The organism is Streptomyces sp. NBC_01571 (assembly GCF_026339875.1).
GTDB lineage: Bacteria > Actinomycetota > Actinomycetes > Streptomycetales > Streptomycetaceae > Streptomyces.
On record NZ_JAPEPZ010000001.1, the window covers coordinates 4,561,397 to 4,580,588 of the forward strand.

General features: G+C 70.4%; 20 protein-coding genes. 11 read left to right on the plus strand and 9 right to left on the minus strand.

The window, feature by feature from the left end; all coding sequences use genetic code 11:
* Positions 1–27: 27 nt before the first annotated feature.
* From OHB41_RS20345 to OHB41_RS20355, 3 genes are all read left to right on the plus strand, one after another.
* On the plus strand, positions 28–612 hold the full coding sequence (locus tag OHB41_RS20345; protein WP_266699649.1) for a 50S ribosomal protein L25/general stress protein Ctc: 585 nt from the start codon (positions 28–30) through the stop codon (positions 610–612).
* Positions 613–700: 88 nt separating this feature from the next.
* Positions 701–1,312, plus strand: a complete 612-nt coding sequence (gene pth / locus OHB41_RS20350) for an aminoacyl-tRNA hydrolase (protein ID WP_266699650.1) — start codon at positions 701–703, stop codon at positions 1,310–1,312.
* Positions 1,313–1,407: 95 nt separating this feature from the next.
* On the plus strand, positions 1,408–1,902 hold the full coding sequence (locus OHB41_RS20355; RefSeq protein ID WP_266699651.1) for a hypothetical protein: 495 nt from the start codon (positions 1,408–1,410) through the stop codon (positions 1,900–1,902).
* Positions 1,903–1,953: 51 nt separating this feature from the next.
* Here the strand turns inward: OHB41_RS20355 and ppc are convergent, their stop codons facing one another.
* Positions 1,954–4,686, minus strand: coding sequence for a phosphoenolpyruvate carboxylase (gene ppc / locus OHB41_RS20360; protein WP_266699652.1), 2,733 nt, complete (start codon positions 4,684–4,686; stop codon positions 1,954–1,956).
* 338 nt (positions 4,687–5,024) lie between these two features.
* Here ppc and OHB41_RS20365 point away from each other — a divergent pair, with 338 nt between their 5' ends.
* Genes OHB41_RS20365 through OHB41_RS20380 form a run of 4 tightly spaced genes read left to right on the plus strand, consistent with a single transcriptional unit; the run spans position 5,025 to position 7,266 of the window.
* Positions 5,025–6,035: an acyl-CoA desaturase gene (locus OHB41_RS20365; RefSeq protein WP_266699653.1), complete on the plus strand. Its 1,011-nt coding sequence runs from the start codon at positions 5,025–5,027 to the stop codon at positions 6,033–6,035.
* A complete protein-coding gene (locus OHB41_RS20370) occupies positions 6,032–6,712 on the plus strand; it encodes a TetR/AcrR family transcriptional regulator (RefSeq protein ID WP_148008794.1) in 681 nt (226 codons plus the stop codon). The genes OHB41_RS20365 and OHB41_RS20370 overlap by 4 nt, the downstream gene beginning before the upstream one ends.
* Positions 6,713–6,769: 57 nt before the next feature.
* Positions 6,770–7,021: a type II toxin-antitoxin system Phd/YefM family antitoxin gene (locus OHB41_RS20375; RefSeq protein WP_266699654.1), complete on the plus strand. Its 252-nt coding sequence runs from the start codon at positions 6,770–6,772 to the stop codon at positions 7,019–7,021.
* The gene (locus OHB41_RS20380) at positions 7,018–7,266 is read left to right on the plus strand and encodes a type II toxin-antitoxin system RelE family toxin (RefSeq protein WP_266699655.1); all 249 of its coding nucleotides are present in this window, start codon (positions 7,018–7,020) and stop codon (positions 7,264–7,266) included. The genes OHB41_RS20375 and OHB41_RS20380 overlap by 4 nt, the downstream gene beginning before the upstream one ends.
* On the opposite strand, the gene OHB41_RS20385 is transcribed toward OHB41_RS20380, so the two are convergent.
* On the minus strand, positions 7,241–7,648 hold the full coding sequence (locus tag OHB41_RS20385; protein WP_266699656.1) for a VOC family protein: 408 nt from the start codon (positions 7,646–7,648) through the stop codon (positions 7,241–7,243). The two genes, OHB41_RS20380 and OHB41_RS20385, sit on opposite strands and share 26 nt — an antisense overlap.
* A gap of 2 nt (positions 7,649–7,650) precedes the next feature.
* Positions 7,651–8,457: a trans-aconitate 2-methyltransferase gene (locus OHB41_RS20390; RefSeq protein WP_266699657.1), complete on the minus strand. Its 807-nt coding sequence runs from the start codon at positions 8,455–8,457 to the stop codon at positions 7,651–7,653.
* A gap of 177 nt (positions 8,458–8,634) precedes the next feature.
* On the opposite strand from OHB41_RS20390, the gene OHB41_RS20395 reads away from it, so the two are divergent.
* Positions 8,635–9,132, plus strand: a complete 498-nt coding sequence (locus OHB41_RS20395; protein WP_153290130.1) for a MarR family winged helix-turn-helix transcriptional regulator — start codon at positions 8,635–8,637, stop codon at positions 9,130–9,132.
* Here OHB41_RS20395 and OHB41_RS20400 read toward each other — a convergent pair.
* Positions 9,091–9,858, minus strand: coding sequence for a LuxR C-terminal-related transcriptional regulator (locus tag OHB41_RS20400; protein ID WP_153290129.1), 768 nt, complete (start codon positions 9,856–9,858; stop codon positions 9,091–9,093). The two genes, OHB41_RS20395 and OHB41_RS20400, sit on opposite strands and share 42 nt — an antisense overlap.
* A 301-nt stretch (positions 9,859–10,159) precedes the next feature.
* Here OHB41_RS20400 and OHB41_RS20405 point away from each other — a divergent pair, with 301 nt between their 5' ends.
* The gene (locus tag OHB41_RS20405) at positions 10,160–10,603 is read left to right on the plus strand and encodes a GNAT family N-acetyltransferase (protein WP_266699658.1); all 444 of its coding nucleotides are present in this window, start codon (positions 10,160–10,162) and stop codon (positions 10,601–10,603) included.
* A gap of 260 nt (positions 10,604–10,863) precedes the next feature.
* On the opposite strand, the gene galK is transcribed toward OHB41_RS20405, so the two are convergent.
* Genes galK through galT form a run of 3 tightly spaced genes read right to left on the minus strand, consistent with a single transcriptional unit; the run spans position 10,864 to position 14,060 of the window.
* The gene (gene galK / locus OHB41_RS20410; RefSeq protein WP_266699659.1) at positions 10,864–12,006 is read right to left on the minus strand and encodes a galactokinase; all 1,143 of its coding nucleotides are present in this window, start codon (positions 12,004–12,006) and stop codon (positions 10,864–10,866) included.
* Positions 12,007–12,975, minus strand: coding sequence for a UDP-glucose 4-epimerase GalE (galE, locus tag OHB41_RS20415; protein ID WP_266699660.1), 969 nt, complete (start codon positions 12,973–12,975; stop codon positions 12,007–12,009).
* Positions 12,972–14,060: a galactose-1-phosphate uridylyltransferase gene (galT, locus tag OHB41_RS20420; protein ID WP_266699661.1), complete on the minus strand. Its 1,089-nt coding sequence runs from the start codon at positions 14,058–14,060 to the stop codon at positions 12,972–12,974. The genes galE and galT overlap by 4 nt, the downstream gene beginning before the upstream one ends.
* Before the next feature lie 161 nt (positions 14,061–14,221).
* Between galT and OHB41_RS20425 the strand changes: the two genes are divergently transcribed.
* Positions 14,222–15,961: a sodium:solute symporter family protein gene (locus tag OHB41_RS20425; protein WP_266699662.1), complete on the plus strand. Its 1,740-nt coding sequence runs from the start codon at positions 14,222–14,224 to the stop codon at positions 15,959–15,961.
* 49 nt (positions 15,962–16,010) lie between these two features.
* Entirely contained in the window at positions 16,011–16,322 is a 312-nt protein-coding gene (locus OHB41_RS20430; protein WP_266699663.1) for a hypothetical protein, read from the plus strand.
* A 135-nt stretch (positions 16,323–16,457) separates the two neighbouring features.
* On the opposite strand, the gene OHB41_RS20435 is transcribed toward OHB41_RS20430, so the two are convergent.
* Both OHB41_RS20435 and OHB41_RS20440 read right to left on the minus strand, forming a co-directional pair.
* On the minus strand, positions 16,458–17,132 hold the full coding sequence (locus OHB41_RS20435) for a helix-turn-helix transcriptional regulator (RefSeq protein WP_153290122.1): 675 nt from the start codon (positions 17,130–17,132) through the stop codon (positions 16,458–16,460).
* Positions 17,133–17,356: 224 nt separating this feature from the next.
* Complete coding sequence (locus OHB41_RS20440) at positions 17,357–19,186, minus strand: BamB-related PQQ repeat family beta-propellar protein (RefSeq protein WP_266699664.1); 1,830 nt, start codon at positions 19,184–19,186, stop codon at positions 17,357–17,359.
* Positions 19,187–19,192: the final 6 nt, after the last annotated feature.

Below are 19,192 nucleotides of genomic sequence, written 5' to 3' on the forward strand. Positions count from 1 at the left end.
TCGGGTCCCTTACTACGAGGAGTGAACATGTCCGAGGTCAAGCTCGCCGCCGAGACCCGCACCGAGTTCGGCAAGGGCGCCGCCCGCCGCATCCGCCGCGAGAGCAAGGTTCCCGCGGTCGTCTACGGCCACGGCACCGACCCCGTCCACATCGCGCTGCCGGGCCACGAGCTGCAGCTCGCCCTGCGCACCCCGAACGTCCTGCTCACCCTGGACATCGAGGGCAAGACCGAGCTCGCGATCCCGAAGGCCGTCCAGCGTGACGCCATCAAGGGCTACCTCGAGCACGTCGACCTGCTCCTCGTGAAGCGCGGCGAGAAGGTCAACGTCGAGGTCTACGTCCACACCGAGGGCGAGCTCGCTCCGGGTGCCTACCTGCTCGAGCACGTGCTCAGCACGCTGACGGTCGAGGCCGAGGCCACCCACATCCCGGAGTCGGTCACCGTCTCCATCCAGGGCCTGGAGGCCGGCGCGGCCATCCTCGCCAAGGACATCCCGCTCCCCAAGGGCACCACGCTGGCGATCGACGAGGACGCGGTCGTCCTCCAGGTCCTCGCCGCCCAGGCGGAGGAGGCCCCGGCGGACGCCGAGGCCGAGACCACCGAGGCCTGATTCCTCCAGGAATCGCATGCGCCGGCCGCCGCTCCCTTCCGGGGCGGCGGTCGGTGCGTTGTCCAGGACACAGGCGCATCAAGGACCCATGGGAGACACCGACGTGACGACGGACGCAGGCGCCCCCTGGCTGATCGTGGGCCTCGGCAATCCCGGCCCCGAGTACGCCATGAACCGGCACAACGTGGGCTTCATGGTCGCCGATCTGCTGGCGGAACGGATCGGCGGCAGCTTCAAGCGGGCGGGGAAGGCCCAGGCGCAGGTGATCGAGGGCCGCATCGGCCCGCCCGGTCCGGCGAACCGCCGGGTGATCCTGGCCAAGCCGATGTCGTACATGAACCTGTCCGGCGGCCCGGTGAACGCGCTGCGCGACTTCTACAAGGTCCCGCTCGCCCATGTCGTCGCGATCCACGACGAGCTGGACATCGACTACGGGGTGCTGCGGCTCAAGCTGGGCGGCGGCGACAACGGGCACAACGGGCTGAAGTCCATGACGAAGGCGATGGGTCCCGACTACCACCGGGTGCGCTTCGGCATCGGCCGGCCCCCGGGCCGGATGCAGGTCGCCGACTTCGTGCTCAAGGACTTCGCCTCGGCCGAGCGCAAGGAGCTGGGCTACTTCGTGGACCGGGCCTCGGACGCGGTGGAGTGCCTCGTCATCGACGGGCTGGAACGGGCGCAGGGCACGTACAACTCCTGAGCGGCCGCCAGGGGCGAACGATCTGCTCGTACAACTGTGGACTTGTCCCCCGGCCGAGTTGACCGGACGCAGGACCATGGCCAAGGATCGCCGCCATGCCCGCCGCCGCACACAAGCACCCCCGCAAGAACGCGCAGACGGCGCTGCGGTTCGGGCGGCTCGCGGCGATGGGGACGGTCACGGCACTGATCCTGATCGCGGGTGTCTGGGGCTCCTGGGGCACGGCACAGCACGTGATGCTGAGCAGGGGCCGGGAGCAGGGCACGATGACCGTGACGGCGTGCTCGGAGGAACGGTGCACGGGGCCGTACCGGCCGGTGTCGGCGGGTTCCCGGGCGCGGACCCGCGTCACGATCGAGGAGTCGGCCGCGGTGCGCAAGGGGCGCACGTACGCGGTCACGGTGAAGCCCGGCAGCGGTGACGTGGTCCGCAGCGGCCCGGCCGGACTGCTCTACGCGTGGGTTCCGTTCGGCGGCGCGCTGCTGCTGGCCTCGGTGGTGGTCGCGGGCGGTCTGCGGCGCACCCGGTCGGCCTGGGTGATGGCGGGCGCGGGGCTCGCGCTGCTGACGGCGACGTTCCTGGCCCTGTGAGCCGACGGCGGTACCCCCGGGCCGGGGATACCGCCGTCGGTCCGCCGGGGATCAGCCGGTGTTGCGCAGGCCGGCCGCCACACCGTTGACGGTCAGCAGCAGGGCTCGCGACAGCAGCGGGTCGGGTTCCGCGCCGGCCGCGGCCTCGTCGCGCTGGCGCTTGAGCAGGGCGACCTGGAGGTAGGAGATCGGGTCCAGGTAGGCGTCGCGGATCGAGAAGGTCTGCTGGAGCACGGGGTTGGTGTCCAGGAGCCGTTCACCGCCCGTCACGCGCAGCACTTCGCTGACGGTCAGCCGGTGCTCGGCCTCGATGGTGGCGAACACGTGCTTCAGCTCGTCGGGGACGAGCGTGTCGACGTAGTGCCGGGCGATCCGCAGGTCCGTCTTCGCGAGCGTCATCTCGACGTTGGAGAGGAAGTTGCGGAAGAAGTGCCACTGCTCGTGCATCTCGTCGAGCACGGTGTCGAGGCCGGCCTCGCGCAGGGCCTTCAGACCCGAGCCGACACCGAACCAGCCCGGCACGATCTGCCGCGACTGGGTCCAGCCGAAGACCCACGGGATGGCGCGCAGTCCGTCGAGCGAGACGCCCGAGCCGGGGCGCCGGGAGGGCCGCGAGCCCAGGTGCAGGTCGGCGAGCTGGTCGACCGGCGTGGAGGCGAGGAAGTACGTCGGCAGGTCCGGGTCCTCGACGAGCCGCCGGTAGGCGGAGTGGGCGGCCTCGGAGACGACGTCCATGGCCGCGTCCCAGCGGGCCAGTGCCTCGTCGGACTGGCGCGGGGCGGTGTGCAGGGCGGATGCCTGGAGGGTGGCGGCGACCGTCAGTTCCAGGTTCTCCCGGGCCAGCGAGGGCACGAGGTACTTGTCGGAGATGACCTCGCCCTGCTCGGTCACCTTGATCTCGCCCTCGAGGGTGCCCCAGGGCTGCGCGAGGATCGCGTCGTGGGAGGGGCCGCCGCCACGGCCGACGGTGCCGCCCCGGCCGTGGAAGAGCCGCAGCCGCACGCCGTACCGGTGGGCGACGTCGCGCAGCCGTCGCTGGGCGCGGTGGATCTCCCACTGGGAGGTCGTGATGCCGCCGAACTTCGAGGAGTCCGAGTAGCCGAGCATGACCTCCTGGACGTCTCCGCGCAGCGCCACGAGGCGCCGGTAGGAGGGATCGGCGAGCATGTCGTCCAGGATCACGTCGGCGGCGCGCAGCTCGTCGGTGGTCTCCAGGAGCGGCACGATGCCGATCTTCGCCCAGCCGCCGTGCAGGTCGAGCAGACCCGCCTCGCGGGCGAGGACGGCGGCGGCGAACACGTCGTCGGCGCCCTGGCACATCGAGATGATGTACGACTCGATGACCTCGGGTCCGAAGACCTCCAGGGCCCGCTTCACCGTCTGGAAGACGCCGATGGTCTTCGCGCCGGCGGCGTCGACCGGTGCCGGGCTCGGGGCCAGCGGACGCCGGGAACGCAGTTCCTTCGCGAGAAGCCTGGCACGGTACTCGCGGGGCATGTCCGCGTAGCGCCAGGACTCCTCGCCGAGCCGGTCGAAGAGCTGGCCGAGGGCGTGGTGGTGGGCGTCCGCGTGTTCGCGTACGTCCATGGTGGCGAGCTGGAGGCCGAAGGCGGCCAGCGTGCGGATGGTGCGGTTCATGCGGCCGTCGGCGAACAGCGCGCCGCGGTGCTCGCGCAGCGAGCTCTGGATCAGGGTGAGGTCACGCAGCAGCTCGGCGGTGCCGAGGTAGTCGCGGCCGGCCTCGTGCGGGATGCCCCTGGCGAGACGCTGCTTGGTGTTCTCCAGCTTCTGGCGGATGCAGGTGGCCTTGAGCCGGTAGGGCTCCTCGGCGTTCAGCCGCTTGTAGCGGGGGCTGATCTCCGGCAGCCGCTCCAGGTCGGCCCGGAGCGAGTCCATCAGTTCCTCGGTGGCGCCGGTGTACCGGATCGAGTTCGACAGGAAGCCGCGCAGTTCGTCGATCATCTCCAGCGCGTCGTTGATGCCGTGCTCGTGCTGGAGGATCAGGACGTCCCAGGTGACGTCGGGGGTGACGTTCGGGTTGCCGTCGCGGTCGCCGCCGATCCAGGTGCCGAAGGTGAGCGGCCGGGTCTCGTCGGGCACCTTCACGCCGACGCGCTCCAGTTCGGCGGTGAGGTCCTCCAGTACGTCCCCGACGGCGCCGGCGTGCAGCTCGTCCAGGTAGTAGATGGCGTTGCGGGCCTCGTCGGCGGGTTCGGGGCGGACCACGCGCAGCTCGTCGGTCTGCCACACCAGGTCGATGTTCTCCGCCAGCCGGATGTCGTAGCGGCGGCGGTCGGCCTCGATGACGGGGGTTTCGAGCAGGGCGGCGATACGGCGCAGCTTGTTGAGGACCGAGCGGCGGGCCGCCTCCGTCGGGTGGGCGGTGAAGACCGGGCGGACGTTGAGGTTCTTGACCGTCTCGCGCAGGTGGTCCGGGTCGGCGTCCTTGAGCCGGTCGGCGGTCCGGGAGAGCAGTCCGCCCTCGGCGGCCCGCCTGGCGCGCAGCTCACGGCCGCGGTGCACCTGCTCGGTGACGTTCGCCAGATGGAAGTACGTCGAGAACGCGCGGACCAGCTTGGCCGCGGTCTCCAGCTCGGTGCCGCGCAACAGCTCGGCGGCGGCCTCGCCGTCCTCGCGGGTCAGGCGGCGGACCTTCTCGACCAGTTCCAGGAGCTCGGGGCCCTCCTGGCGGACGAGGGTCTCCCCCAGCAGGTCACCCAGGCGCCGGATGTCGGCGCGCAGCTCGCTGCTGGTCGTCGTGGTCTGGTCGTCGGCACTGCTCACAGGTGCGGCTCCTTGCAGTGTGGAAGCTCGGCTGAAGAGTGTGGAAGCTCGTCTGAAGCTCGTCTGGGGGGGAACCCGGGTGACGACCGCGCGGCGGGTGCCGCTTAGGGACGTGGCATCCGGGAATGAACAGAACGGACCGCGCTGTCCGACCGACTCCAAGGATAGGTGTCCAGGTGGACGCGCAGGGTCTCGGGCTGTTGCCGCTCGGCAGCGCGCTGCCATACTTACGATGCCGTAGGTTACGGAAGCGTAGGGATTCCCGTCAGACGACGGGAGAACCCTGGAGCCCGTACCCGGCCACTCTTCCCCACCCTCGAATCCCACAGGGGACGCCCATGCGCACGAGCTCGGATGTGATCGACGATGCCCCGGGGGCGAACGACGACCCCTCCCTCCACCCTGCCACGCTGGGCGGAGAGAAGAAGGGGTCGCTCGAACAGCTGACACTCCTCCTCTTCATCACCGTCCCGTTCCTCGCGCTGCTCGCGGCGGTACCGCTGGTCTGGGGCTGGGGAGTGAGCTGGCTGGATCTCGGCCTCCTGGTCTTCTTCTACTACCTCGGTTGCCACGGAGTGACGATCGGCTACCACCGCTACTTCACGCATGGCTCCTTCAAGGCGAAACGCCCGCTGCGGATCGCGGTCGCGATCGCGGGGTCGATGGCGGTCGAGGGCCCGGTGGTCCGCTGGGTCGCCGACCACCGCAAGCACCACAAGTTCTCCGACGCGGAGGGCGACCCGCATTCGCCGTGGCGTTACGGCGAGACCGTTCCGGCGCTGATGAAGGGCCTGTGGTGGGCGCATATCGGCTGGATGTTCGATGAGGAGCGGACCTCGCAGGAGAAGTACGCCCCCGACCTCATCAAGGACCCGGCGATTCGTGCGATCTCGCGTCAGTTCATCTACTGGACCATGCTCTCGCTCGCGCTGCCGCCCCTGATCGGCGGTCTGGCGACGATGTCCTGGTGGGGCGCGTTCACCGGCTTCTTCTGGGGCTCACTCGTCCGGGTGGCCCTGTTGCACCATGTGACCTGGTCGATCAACTCGATCTGCCACGCGGTGGGCAAGCGTCCGTTCAAGTCGCGTGACCGTTCGGGCAACGTGTGGTGGCTGGCCGTGCTGTCCTGCGGCGAGTCCTGGCACAACCTGCACCACGCCGACCCGACCTCGGCCCGGCACGGGGTGGAGCGCGGCCAGCTCGACTCCTCGGCCAGGATCATCCGTTGGTGCGAGCAACTTGGCTGGGCGTACGACGTGCGCTGGCCGTCACGCTCGCGTATCGATTCCAAGCGTGACACCGACGGGTCCGCCTCCCGGCGCAAGACGGAAGCCCCCGACCCGGCATGATTGACGGCGTGGCGACCGACTCCAGCAGCACCCCAGGCAGCAATGAAAAGCCGCGGCGTGCGCGTCGCACCCGCATGACCGGTGCCGAGCGCCGTCAGCAACTGCTGGAGATCGGCCGCACCCTGTTCGCCGCGAAGGGCTTCGAGGGCACGTCGGTGGAGGAGATCGCGGCCAAGGCGGGCGTCTCCAAGCCGGTGGTCTACGAGCACTTCGGCGGCAAGGAGGGCCTGTACGCGGTGGTGGTGGACCGTGAGATGCGCCGGCTGCTGGACATGGTCACCGGCTCCCTGACGGCGGGCCATCCGCGTGAACTGTGCGAGCAGGCCGCCTTCGCCCTCCTGGACTACATCGAGGAGTACACGGACGGCTTCCGCATCCTGGTCCGCGACTCCCCCATCCCCCAGTCCACGGGTTCCTTCGCCTCGCTCATCTCCGACATCGCCACCCAGGTGGAGGACATCCTGGGCCGCGAGTTCAAGAGCCGCGGCTTCGACCCGAAGCTCGCCCCGCTGTACGCGCAGGCGCTGGTCGGGATGGTCGCGCTGACCGGGCAGTGGTGGCTGGACGTCCGCAAGCCCCGCAAGGCCGAGGTGGCCGCGCATCTGGTGAACCTGGCCTGGCACGGCCTGGACGGCCTGGAGCCGAAGCCCCGCCTGATAGGGCACCGCAAGAGCTGAGGGGGCGGTCGAGACTCGACAGTGACCACAAGATCAACCTTGTGGAATCATCTGCGCATGACTGAGATTGCGATCAGCGCGGCCCGCTCCCAGCTCGGAGATCTTGTCCGCCGGGCGGCCCACGGCCGGGAGACCATCGCCCTCACGGACCACGGCCATGTGGCCGCGCTCCTCGTCTCCCCTCAGGTCATAGAGGATCTCGAAGACGCCCTCGCGGTCGCCGACTATCAGCGGCGCAAGGCCGAGGGCACGCTGGAAGAAGGCATCCCCCACGAGGAAGTCGGGCGAATCCTGGGGCTGCGTCCGTGACCTACCGCATCACGTGGGAACCGGATGCCACGAGCACGGCAGTACGGTTCCTCAAGGACGACCCCACGGGACTCGCCGCGGTCCACGAAGCCGTCGACGCACTCGCCGAAGCCCCGCGGCCCGCCAACTCCACTCCCTACGGACCTCAGATCAGGCGTCTCCGCGTCGCCGGCTGTCGGGTCCTCTACCTCATCGACGACGAGACCATCCGCATCCTCGTCATGAACCCGGGCCGTACGCCCTGACCACCGGCTCCAGGAACTCCAGGCGGTTGCCGACGGGGTCCTCCGAGTAGAAGCGGCGGTGGCCGGGCAGGTCGTCGTCCCAGGTGACCTTGGCCCCGTGGGACTCCAGTCGGGCGGCGTACGCCTCGATGTCCGTGACCCGCAGCCCGGGATGCGCCTTCTTCGCGGGCCGGAACCCTTCCGGTCCCTCGCCCCCAAGAGCGCCCTCGATCCCCAGGTGCAGGTGGACGGCCCCCGCCCGGAACCAGCAGCCCCCGCGCGCGGCCAGGACGGGCGGCTTGGGGATCTCGGTCATCCCGAGGGCGTCGACGTAGTAGCGGCGCAGGAGGTCCTCCGACCCCGGCGGGGCGGCGAGCTGGACGTGGTCGAGGGCGGTGAGCATCCTCAGGTCTCCTTCCGCGCGACGGCGAAGACACGGCGGAAGGGGAACACGGTGCCGTGCGCGGTGGCCGGGTACGCCTCGCGCAGCGCGTCCCGGTACTCGGCGACGAAGCCCTCCGCGTCCGCCCCCAGCTCGGTGAGGACCGGCCGCAGCCCGGTTCCCTTCACCCAGTCGAGGACGGGGTCCTCGCCCTGGAGGAGATGCAGATACGTCGTCTCCCAGACGTCGGCCGCACAGCCCAGGGCGGTGAGCTGCTCCAGGTAGACGGCCGGGGTGTGCACGGCGTCGTCGTGGCGCAGCGAATCGGCCAGGCGGTCCTTCCAGCGGGGGGAGTGGGCGAGTTCGCGCATCAGGCGGTGGCTCGGGGCGTCGAAGTTGCCGGGGACCTGGAAGGCGAAGGTACCGCCGGGGGCGAGGCCGGCCACCCAGTCGGGGAAGCGGGTGACGTGTCCGGGCACCCACTGGAGGGTCGCGTTGCTGATCACCAGGTCGTACGGTTCGGCGGGTGTCCAGGTCCTGGCGTCCGCCGGGGCGAAGTCGAGACGGCCGCCGCCCGGGGTGGGGCCCGCGTGCGCCTCGGCCCGCGCCAGCATCTCCGGGGAGTTGTCCAGGCCGGTGATCCGCGCGCCGGGCCAGCGTTCGGCCAGTCCGGCCGTCACGTTCCCGGGGCCGCAGCCGAGGTCGGCGATGCGGGCCGGGTCGCGCGGCAGCTCCGGGACCCGGGCGAGGAGGTCGACGAAGGGGCGTGCGCGGTGGTCGGCGTGACGCAGGTACTGGCCCGGGTCCCAGATGGGGGCGGTGGCAGGCATGGGCAGGCCTCCTCGAAGTCGCGTACGGACAGCATGTCCGGTCAGGTCTCCACCCTCACATCGAAGTATCTCGACGTCAAGAGACTTGATATCAAGGAACTCACTCCCAAATGACTTGACACCGAGAGGCTCCACATCAAGAGACTTCACATCGACACAACCACTACACTGATCGTCATGGAGGACGAGGTCGATCGGCTGGTCGGAGCGTGGCGCCGGGAGCGCCCTGACCTCGACGTGGAACCGCTCGAGGTACTCAGCAGGGTCAGCAGGCTGGCCCGGCATCTGGACCGCGCCCGCAGGCTGGCGTTCTCCGAGCACAGCCTGGAGCCCTGGGAGTTCGACGTCCTGACCGCGCTGCGGCGCGCCGGCTCCCCGTATCAGCTCTCGCCCGGCCAACTGCTCACCCAGACCCTCGTCACCTCCGGCACGATGACGAACCGCATCGACCGGCTGACGCAGAAGGGCCTGGTGGAGCGCCTCCCGGATCCGAGCGACCGCCGGGGCGTCCTCGTACGCCTCACCGACGAGGGCCGCGACCGCGCCGACCAGGCACTGGCCGGGCTCCTCGACCAGGAGCGCGCGATCTTGGCAGAACTCAGCAGGGCCCAGCGTGGCGAACTCGCCTCGCTGCTACGCCAGTTGACCGCCCCGTTCGACAACATCCCCGGCTAGGTCGACAGGCCCGACCCCGGCGCGCCGGGCGAGGGCCACGGCGGCGAGCGTCGAGTGCACGCCCAGCTTCCCGAGCACGTTCTGCATATGGGTCCGGACGGTGTGCGGCGAGAGGAACAGCCGCTCGGCGACGGCCTTGCGCCCCAGTCCCGCGACCATGCACCGCAGCACCTCCCGCTCCCGGGGCGTCAGCGACTCCACCAGCCGCTCGCTCTCGGTGCGGTGCTTGCGCGCGGCCGTCAACTCCCGCAGCACACCGGTGAGCAGAGCGGGCGGGAGATGCGTCTCGTCCCGCAGCACACCCCGTATGACGGTGAGGAGCCGCGACAGGGAACAGTCCTTGGCGACCCAGCCCGAGGCACCGGCCTGCAGGGCGAGGGCGGCCCGGCGCGGGTCGTCCTTCTCGGCCAGTACGACGATGCGCACGCCGGGCTGACCCGCACGGACACCCGCGACCAGCGAGATGCCGTCGACCAGCCCGTCCTCGTTGCTCTCCTGCACCGGGACGGCGGGCCGCGCGCCCGGCACGTTTCCGCCGAGGTCGGCGTCCACGAGCAGCACGTCGAACCTGCGGCCCTCCGCCGCCGCCCGTTCCAGGCAGCGCAGCGCGGCGGGACCGCTGCCGGCGGCGGACACGTCGACATCGGGCTCGGCGGCCAGAGCCGCGGCGAGCGACTCGGCGAAGATGCGGTGGTCGTCGACGACCAGGACTCGGATGCGAACCACAGAAACCCCCTTCCCCACGCTCCTGAGGAGCAGGGGATACCCCATTGTCGGGGGACGACCCGCGCAGGTACGACACCCGGAGAGAACCCGAACCGGTCTCCGGCTCGGAGAACGGGGCGCCGCAGCCGCACGGCCGCCGCCGTGCTGGAAGTGCTACCCCCACTCCGGGTGTCGTACCCGGCTGTCTCGCCCCCTGATCAGCACCGGCCCCCACCGGTGCTGTTCATCAGAGTACGGCCGGGGGCCGGGAGCGGAAGGTAATTCGCAGAACTGATTGGCCGGGGCGTTTAGGGTGAGTCGTATGTTTCGTATGGAGACAGAAGTCGACAAAGGCCGACGCGAACTGCTCCGCCAACGGCTGCTCGACGCCAACACGGCCGCGTCTCCCGTCCTTCGCGCGCTGCGCGGGACGCCGGCTGAACGGGAACTTCCGCTCCACGTCTGGGCCTTGGACTCCGCCGGGGACCTCGCGGGCGGGCTCGTCGGGCACACCTGGACGACATGGCTGCACGTGACGTATCTGTGGGTGGACGGCGTCCACCGGGGTTCCGGTCTCGGTTCCCGTCTCCTCGCCGAAGGGGAGCGTCTGGCGCGGGAGGAGCGCGGCTGTCTTGCCGCCCGGTTGGAGACGTGGGACTTCCAGGCTCCCGAGTTCTACAAGAAGCAGGGGTACGAGGTGGTGTGCGTGGTCCCGGACTATCCGCCGGGGACCACGGAGTACACGCTGACCAAGCGCCTGGGCTGACCCGGGGGTTCTTGCGCCCCCGCCGCCCCTACCCGACCCATTCCGTACCTGGGGCTCCGCCCCAGACCCCGCCAAGGGGCTGCCGCCCCCTGGACCCCCGCTCGCCCGAAGGGCTCGTCCTCAAACGCCGGACGGGCTGAAATACCCAGCCCGTCCGGCGTTTGAGGACGAGGCCGTTCAGGCCGGAGCGGGGGTCTGGGGGCGGAGCCCCCAGGGACGGATGGGTCGGGTAGGGGCGGCGGGGGCGGAAAAAGGGCGGGTCAGTGCAGGCGGCGTGCGCCCGCCGAAGGGACCGCCGGGAACACCCGCGGCGCGGTGTACCCGGCCCCCGCGAACGCCTCCGTCACCGCCTTGCCGACGGAGTCCACGTCGGCCGACTCGACCAGCAGGATCGCCGAGCCCCCGAAGCCACCCCCCGTCATCCGCGCCCCCAGCGCCCCCGCGGCGTTCGCCGTGGCGACGACCAGGTCCAGCTCCTCGCAGGAGATCCGCAGATCGTCCCGCAGCGAGGCGTGTCCGTCCGTGAGCACCGGCCCGATGGCCCGGACGTCCCCCGCGTCCAGCAGCGCGATGACCCGCTCCACCCGGTGGTCGTCGGAGACGACATGGCGCACGTACCGGCGCACCCGCTCGTCGGACAACCGGGCCAGCGCCGCGTCCAGCTCCTCGTAGGCGACGTCCCGCAGATGAGAGACTCCCAGCTGCCGCGCGCCCTCCTCGCACCCCGCGCGCCGCTCGGCGTACGCCCCGTCGCCCAGCGCGTGCTTCACCCGGGTGTCGACGACCAGCAGCTCCAGGCCCTGGGAGGCCAGGTCGAAGGGGACCTGGCGGATCGACAGGTCCCGGCAGTCCAGGTGCAGCGCGTGCCCCTCGGTGCAGCATGCCGACGCCGTCTGGTCCATGATCCCGCAGGGCACCCCGACGAAGTCGTTCTCGGCGCGCTGCGCGAGGCGGGCCAGCTCGGGCCGGCTGAGCCCGAGTTCGTACAGGTCGTCGAGGGCGAGCGCCGTCACGACCTCGAGGGCGGCCGAGGAGGACAGTCCGGCCCCCGTGGGCACGGTCGAGGCCAGATGGACGTCGGCACCCGTCACCGCGTGCCCGGCCTCGCGCAGTGCCCACACCACACCCGCCGGGTACGCGGCCCAGCTGGTGTTCGTCAGCGGCGTCAGGTCGTCGACGCGCAGCTCGACGACCGGTCCCTCGATGTCGGCCGAGTGCAGCCGCAGTACTCCGTCGTCGCGACGCGACACCGCGGCGACCGCCGTGTGCGGCAGCGCGAGCGGCATCACGAACCCCTCGTTGAAGTCCGTGTACTCGCCGATCAGGTTGACCCGGCCGGGCGCCGCCCAGACGCCCTCGGGCGCGGCGCCGTACAGCTCCTCGAAGCCCTCGCGAACCCCCACCTACTGCTCCCTTGCGATGTTCTGCGCGAACGCCCACGCGTCCGCGACGATTCCGGCGAGGTCCGCGCGGGACGGGTTCCAGCCGAGCCGCTCGCGCGCGGTCGCCGCGGAGGCGACCAGTACGGCCGGGTCCCCGGCGCGGCGCTCCGCCATGACCTCGGGGATCGGGTGCCCGGTCACCTGACGGACGGTCTCGACGACCTCGCGGACCGAGAAGCCGTTGCCGTTGCCGAGGTTGCAGATGAGGTGTTCACCCGGAACGGCGGCCTTCAGCGCCAGCAGATGCGCGTCCGCCAGGTCCGCGACGTGGATGTAGTCGCGGACGCAGGTGCCGTCCGGCGTCGGGTAGTCGTCGCCGTAGACGGAGATCGCCTCGCGGCGTCCCTGCGCGACCTGGAGCACCAGCGGGATCAGGTGCGACTCGGGGTCGTGCCGCTCGCCCTGCGCGCCGTAGGCGCCCGCCACGTTGAAGTACCGCAGCGACACCGCGCCCAGTCCGTGCGCCGCGGCCTCTCCGGTGATCATGTGGTCGACGGCGAGCTTGGAGGCGCCGTAGGGGTTGGTGGGCCTGGTCGGCGCGGTCTCGACGATGGGGGTGGTCTCCGGCTCGCCGTACGTCGCCGCGGTGGACGAGAAGACCAGTCTGCGCACGCCCGCCTCGCGCATCGCCGCGAGCAGCGCCATCGTGCCGCCGACGTTGTTGTCCCAGTACTTCTCGGGCTTCACGACGGACTCGCCGACCTGCGAGAACGCGGCGAAGTGCAGGACGGCGTCGTACGACGCGTCCAGCCACTTGGCGGCGTCGCGGATGTCGCCCTCGATGAAGGAGGCCCCGCCGGGGACGCCCTCGCGGAAGCCGGTCGAGAGGTTGTCGAGGACGGTGACCTCGTGGCCGGCCTCGATCAGGTGCTGCGCGACCACACTGCCGACATATCCGGCGCCACCGGTGACCAGGTACTTCCCACTCATGTACTCGCTACCTCTCGCAGTCGCTGAGCCGCGGCCTCCGGCGGCACGTCGTTGATGAACACACTCATGCCGGACTCGGAACCCGCGAGGAACTTCAGCTTGCCGGAAGTGCGGCGAATGGTGAAAAGCTCGAGGTGGAGCGCGAAGTCGTCGCGGTTGACGCCTTCGAACTCCTCCAGCGTGCCGAACGGCGCCTGGTGCCAGGCGGCGATGTACGGCGTCGGAGGCTCCCCCGCCCCTTCCTTCTCTCCACCCGGCCCGTCGAAGATCCGGTCGAAGCGCTTCAAGAGTTCCAGATAGACCTGGGGGAATTCTGTGCGTGCGCCCTCGCCGAGGCCGAGCAGGTCGGGCACCCGGCGCCGGGGGTAGAGGTGGACCTCGTAGGGCCAGTGCGCGGCGTACGGCACGAAGGCCACCCAGTGCTCGGTCTCCAGGACGATCCGTTCGCCCTCGGCCAGTTCGCGCGCGACGACCTCGTCGAAGAGGTTCCCGCCGCCGGTCGCCTCCTTGTGCGCGGCCAGGGAGCGCAGCATCAGCGCCGTGCGGGGGGTGGTGAACGGGTAGGCGTAGATCTGCCCGTGCGGGTGACCGAGGGTGACGCCGATCTCGGCGCCGCGGTTCTCGAAACAGAAGACCTGTTCGACGGAGGGGAGATGGGACAGCTCCGCCGTCCGGTCCGTCCACGCCTCCAGGACGAGCCCCGCCTGCTCCTCGGTCAGATCGGCGAAGGACGAGTCGTGGTCGGAGGTGAAGCAGACGACCTCGCAGCGGCCGGATTCGCCGGCGAGGGAGGGGAAACGATTCTCGAAGACCACGACGTCGTACGAGGAGTCGGGGATCTCGCTCAGCCGGTCGCCCTGGGAGGGGCACAGGGGGCATTCGTCGGCCGGCGGGTGGTAGGTGCGGCCCTGCCGGTGCGAGGCGATCGCCACCGCGTCACCGAGGAGCGGGTCGCGGCGCACCTGGGAGCTGGTGACGGTCGGCTCCAGCGGACGCCGGTCCACCGCGTCGCGCACCGTGTCGTCGCGTGAGTCGTAGTAGATCAGCTCACGACCGTCGGCAAGCCGGGTCGAGGTCTTCTTCACCGCTGGACTCCTCATCCGCACCGCTTCGAACCAGCAAAGCCACCCAACAGAACCCAACACAACAAATCACAAAGCAACAGTAACGTCAATGCCTGTGCGGGTTTGGGGGGTGTCTGTGAAGCTTGGGCGGCCCCTGGGGCGCACGGGGCATAGATACCGGCATGCCTACCCCCACCTACCTGGCCGACGGGGCCGTCCAGCCGGCTTCCGGCCACCTGGCCTCCGGCCCCACCGCCCACCTGGCCGAAGGGCTCCGGCTCCCCACCAACGGGCTCGACTACACGATCCTCGGGATCTACTTCGTCGTCGTCCTCGGCATCGGCTTCGCCGCGAAGCGCTCGGTCAGGACGAGCCTCGACTTCTTCCTCTCCGGGCGCTCGCTGCCCGCCTGGGTCACCGGCCTCGCGTTCATCTCGGCCAACCTGGGCGCCACCGAGATCCTGGGCATGGCCGCCAACAGTGCGCAGTACGGCGTCTACACCGTGCACTGGTACTGGATCGGCGCCATCCCCGCCATGGTCTTCCTCGGCCTGGTGATGATGCCGTTCTACTACGGCTCGAAGGTCCGCTCGGTTCCCGAGTTCCTTCTGCTGCGTTTCGACAAATGGGCACACCTGCTGAGTTCGATCCTGTTCGCCTTCGCCGCCATCCTGATCGCCGGCGTCAACCTCTACTCACTCGCGATCGTCGTCGAGGCACTGCTCGGCTGGCCGCAGTGGGTGGCGATCGTGGTCGCCGGCTTCTTCGTCCTCGCGTACATCACGCTCGGCGGGCTGTCGTCGGCGATCTACAACGAGGTACTGCAGTTCTTCGTCATCCTCGCCGCGCTGATCCCGATCGCGGTGCTGGGCCTGCACCGGGTCGGCGGCTGGAACGGTCTGACGGACTCGCTCGACAAGTCCCACGGCAGCCACTTCACCACCGCGTGGGGCGGCACCGGCATCGGCAGTGACAACCCGCTCGGCGCCAACTGGCTCACCATCGTGCTCGGCCTCGGCTTCGTGCTCTCCTTCGGCTACTGGACGACGAACTTCGCGGAGGTGCAGCGCGCGCTGTCGGCCAAGAACCTGAGCGCGGCCCGGCGCACCCCGCTCATCGCCGCCTACCCGAAGATCTTCATCGTCTTCCTGGTGATGATCCCGGGGCTGGTGGCGGCGGTCCTGGTCCCGAAGATCGGCACGAGCGGCTCGGACCTCCAGTACAACGACGCGATCCCGTACCTGATGCAGGAGCTGCTGCCCAACGGCGTGCTGGGCATCGCGGTGACCGGTCTCCTCGCGGCCTTCATGGCGGGCATGGCTGCCAACGTCTCGTCCTTCAACACCGTGTTCACCACCGACATCTGGGCGAAGTACGTGGTCAAGGACCGCGAGGACGCCTACTACATCCGCTTCGGCCGTCTGATCACGGTGATCGGCGTCCTCGCGTCGATCGGCACGGCCTTCCTGGCGTCGTCCTTCTCCAACATCATGAGCTACCTCCAGACGCTCTTCTCCTTCTTCAACGTGCCGATGTTCGTGGTCTTCATCGTCGGCATGTTCTGGAAGCGGGCGTCCGTGAAGTCGGGCTTCTGGGGCCTGCTGGCGGGCACCACCGCCGCGATGGTCAACTACTTCGTCATCTACAAGCAGGGCATCATCGGCATCCCCTCCGACCAGGGCGCGAACTTCGTGTCGGCGATCGCGGGCTTCGTGGCCGGCGCGGTGGTGATGGTCGCGGTCTCCCTCTTCACCGCGCCCAAGCCCGCCGAGGACCTCCAGGGCCTGGTCTACGGCACCCGCTCACCGGGCACCGCCGAGCCGGCCGCCGCCGGCGACGACGCCTGGTACCGCAGGCCCGCCCTGCTGGGCTGGGGCGCGCTGATCCTGGCGGCGGCCTGCTACCTCCCGTTCTCGCTCTGATCCCGCTCTCGCGTCCGCTCCCACCCCGAAGAGAAAGGCCCAGGAAACCATGTCCGACCACTACTCGGACCGCGACGTCCAGCGCGAGGTCACGGAGCTGGAGAAGAACTCCGCGACCGCGGCCCGTCTCTTCGACATCCGCCGCATCATCGGCGGCCTGTTCGTCGTCTACGGCGTCATCGTCACGGTCGCCGGCCTGACCGCCTCCGACACCGACCGCGCCAAGACGCAGGGCATCAACATCAACCTCTGGACCGGCCTGGGCATGCTGGCCCTGGGCCTCTTCTTCCTGGCCTGGCTGTGGCTGCGCCCGCTGGCACCGCCAGCACCGGCCTCCGGCGAGGAGGAGCCGGCCGAGTAGCCGGGCGGCGACCACCCGGCACGGGGCCGGACCTCACCGACCGGGGCCCGGCCCCGTTACGGTCTCAGGGCACCTCGCCGGGCGGCCTCCGGACCGGTGGGGAACCCGGGCCCGGGACACCGCCCCGGGCCGGGGCTACGTCGCCACCGGCCCCGCCCGGTCCAGCAGCCCCGTCCGTGCCGCCAGTGCCGCCGCCTCCAGCCTCGACCCCACGCCCAGCTTCATCAGCACCCGCTGGACATGGGTCCGGGCCGTGGAGGGCGCGATGCCCATCCCCGCCGCGATCAGCCGGGTGTCCTCGCCGTCGGCGACCCGGACCAGCACCTCGACCTCCCGAGGCGTCAGCATCTGGAGCAGGCGCTGGCCCTCGTCGTCCGGCTGGGCGGCGGGGTTGAGCAGTTCACTGAAGGCGCCCTGGAGCAGGCCGGGTGCCACCGCCGCCTCGCCCGCCCTCGCCTTCATGATCGCCCGCTCGACGCCCTCTATGCGCTCGTCATGGCGTACGTATCCCGAGGCGCCCGCGGCGAACGCGGCGGCGATGCCCCGCGGGTTCGGCACCGGTCCCAGCACCAGGACCGCCACTTGCGGACGCTCCCGCTTGATCTTGACCACCGGGTCGAACATCCCCGGCTCGGCGGGTGTCGCCGTACCTATCAGGCACACCTCGGGTGCCCTCGTGATCACCAGCTCCGCCGCTCCCGCGGCGGGCGCCGCCGCGGCGAGCACCCGGTGCCCGCGCAGCTTCAACGCCGAGGCCAGCGCCTCGGCGAGCAGCCGGTGGTCGTCGACCACCATGAGCCGCACTCCCATCGAGCAACCCCCCAGTCCCCCCAAGCATCCCCACTGGTTCCCCGTGGATTAGGAGCCCCCCGGCTCTCCATCCCCCGGAAGCTACACGCTTGTTCGACGTTGCGCTTCCCCTACCGGCGAGAAGTGCCCCGGAATACCGAAATTCCTCGCATTCGGGAATGATGAGGGGCAACCGCACGGCCCCGCCCCTGAGCAGGGACGGGGCCGAGATCACGTCGTGCCGGTCAGTGCGCGCCGAACGCGATCGCCAGATACTCCTTCTCGTCCGTGCCGGCCGGCTTGTGGGCGTAGACCGCGGACATGTAGAGACGACCGCCGCCGTAGAGGATCTCCGCGTAGTCCGGGAGCATGCTCGTCTCCGCGTCGCGGACCGACTGGGTCGCCGGGTTCTCCAGGAGCTTGGTCTCCTTGAAGGTGGTGCCGTCGATGCTGACGATCTGGCCGCCCTTGTCGTACGGCGGCCGCTTGTACGCCAGGATGTTGGCACCGTCCATGCGCAGCGGGGAGATCGTGTAGCCGTCGCCCGCGTTGGCGCGCTGGCCGGTCTGCTTCCCGGTGCCGAGGTCGAAGGCGACGATCTCGTTGGTCTGGCTGTACTGGCCGCTGCCGTCGTGTTCCTCGGTCGGGATGTAGAGCTTGTCGTTGCCGACCGCCAGCATCGTGCACGCCTCGGTCCTGCTGATGCCGTCGCACTTGGCCGCGTACGTCTTGCCGGGCGCGGAGATCCTGGTCCGCAGCCGGCCGGTCCTGTTGTCGATCGAGAAGAAGTCGGAGATGCCGCTGCCGTCCCCGGCGGTGTCGCCGACATCCGCGGCGACCACGAGGGGGTCGGTCGACACGACACTCGCGTACTCGATGCCGGGCGACATCTTGTACTCGGAGATCACCTTCCCGGACTTCGGGTCGATGGTCTGGATGTGCAGCTGACGCGCGCTGCCGTACGCACCGCACTTGCGGACCGCGACCAGCTTGTCGCCGCCGGCGTACCCGGCGTCGTAGCAGCTGTCCGCGGGCTTCGGCGACCAGAGCGCCTTGCCGGTGGAGATGTCGAACGCGGCGCCGCCGCTGGTGCTGCCGGTGGCGACCGTGTCGCCGCTGACGGTGACGTTGTCCAGGCTGATCTTCTGGTCGCCGGACTTGACGGACTTGGACCACAGCTCCTTGCCGGCGCCGAGGTCGAGCGCGGCGACCTCGCTGCAGCCGTGCGAGGGCTGGGCCTTGGTCGGCATGGCGGGCTCGTAGACGATCGCGGTCCGGTCGGAGCCGGTGGCGTGCCGGCTGGCCGTGCACACCGGGCCGGGGAGCTTGATCGTCCACAACTTGGCGCCGGAGTCGGGGTCGTAGCCGTCGACCTCGGCGTTGCCGCTCTTGGCGTACACCTTGTCGGTGAGCCAGGAGCCGACGGTGGTCACGCTGCTCCCGGCGGCCACGGACGGCGCGGGGACCTGGAAGAGGACCTTGGAGCTGGTGTCGGCCGGCACCTTCTCCTCACCGTTCGAACCGGTGGTCCCGCCGCCGCCCGTACCGCCCTTGTCCTTCTTGCCGCCGGTGGCGCCGCCCGTACCGGAGGAGTTGTTCTTGCTGTCGTCCTTGCCGGAGGAGGTCGCGTACAGCACACCACCGCCGATGATCAGGGCGACGGCCACGACGGCCGCCACGATGATGACCGCCTGGCTGCTCATCTTCCGCCCGCCGCCGCCCTGGGGAGCCTGCGGCTGCATGGGGTAGGTCGGCGGCTGCTGCGGATAGCCGTAGCCGTACGGCGGCTGCGCGGGCTGCTGGCCCGGATAGCCGTAGCCCGGCTGGGGTGGGGGCGGGGGTGTCTGCGGGTATCCGTAACCGGGTCCCTGCGGAGGCTGCGGGGCACCGAAACCGCCGGACGGCGGTGCCTGCGGGGCACCGAACCCACCGGGCGGCGGGTCCTGGGGCGCGCCGAAACCGCCCGGCGGCGGGTCCTGGGGCGCGCCGAAACCGCCCGGCGGCGGGTCCTGGGGCGCGCCGAACCCGTCCTTCGGGGGCTCGTTGGGCGGAGGCGGGGGCGGCGGCTGGCTCATGGCGTG

Coding starts and splice junctions, on each gene's coding strand:
- OHB41_RS20425 (WP_266699662.1), top strand. CDS start 14,222: ATGCCTACCCCCACCTACCTGGCCGACGGGGCCGTCCAGCCGGCTTCC.
- pth (WP_266699650.1), top strand. CDS start 701: ATGGGAGACACCGACGTGACGACGGACGCAGGCGCCCCCTGGCTGATC.
- OHB41_RS20440 (WP_266699664.1), bottom strand. CDS start 19,186: ATGAGCCAGCCGCCGCCCCCGCCTCCGCCCAACGAGCCCCCGAAGGAC.
- OHB41_RS20395 (WP_153290130.1), top strand. CDS start 8,635: ATGGAGGACGAGGTCGATCGGCTGGTCGGAGCGTGGCGCCGGGAGCGC.
- OHB41_RS20375 (WP_266699654.1), top strand. CDS start 6,770: ATGACTGAGATTGCGATCAGCGCGGCCCGCTCCCAGCTCGGAGATCTT.
- OHB41_RS20390 (WP_266699657.1), bottom strand. CDS start 8,457: ATGCCTGCCACCGCCCCCATCTGGGACCCGGGCCAGTACCTGCGTCAC.
- OHB41_RS20385 (WP_266699656.1), bottom strand. CDS start 7,648: ATGCTCACCGCCCTCGACCACGTCCAGCTCGCCGCCCCGCCGGGGTCG.
- OHB41_RS20430 (WP_266699663.1), top strand. CDS start 16,011: ATGTCCGACCACTACTCGGACCGCGACGTCCAGCGCGAGGTCACGGAG.
- OHB41_RS20345 (WP_266699649.1), top strand. CDS start 28: ATGTCCGAGGTCAAGCTCGCCGCCGAGACCCGCACCGAGTTCGGCAAG.
- OHB41_RS20355 (WP_266699651.1), top strand. CDS start 1,408: ATGCCCGCCGCCGCACACAAGCACCCCCGCAAGAACGCGCAGACGGCG.
- galE (WP_266699660.1), bottom strand. CDS start 12,975: ATGAGTGGGAAGTACCTGGTCACCGGTGGCGCCGGATATGTCGGCAGT.
- OHB41_RS20370 (WP_148008794.1), top strand. CDS start 6,032: ATGATTGACGGCGTGGCGACCGACTCCAGCAGCACCCCAGGCAGCAAT.
- OHB41_RS20405 (WP_266699658.1), top strand. CDS start 10,160: ATGTTTCGTATGGAGACAGAAGTCGACAAAGGCCGACGCGAACTGCTC.
- OHB41_RS20365 (WP_266699653.1), top strand. CDS start 5,025: ATGCGCACGAGCTCGGATGTGATCGACGATGCCCCGGGGGCGAACGAC.
- OHB41_RS20435 (WP_153290122.1), bottom strand. CDS start 17,132: ATGGGAGTGCGGCTCATGGTGGTCGACGACCACCGGCTGCTCGCCGAG.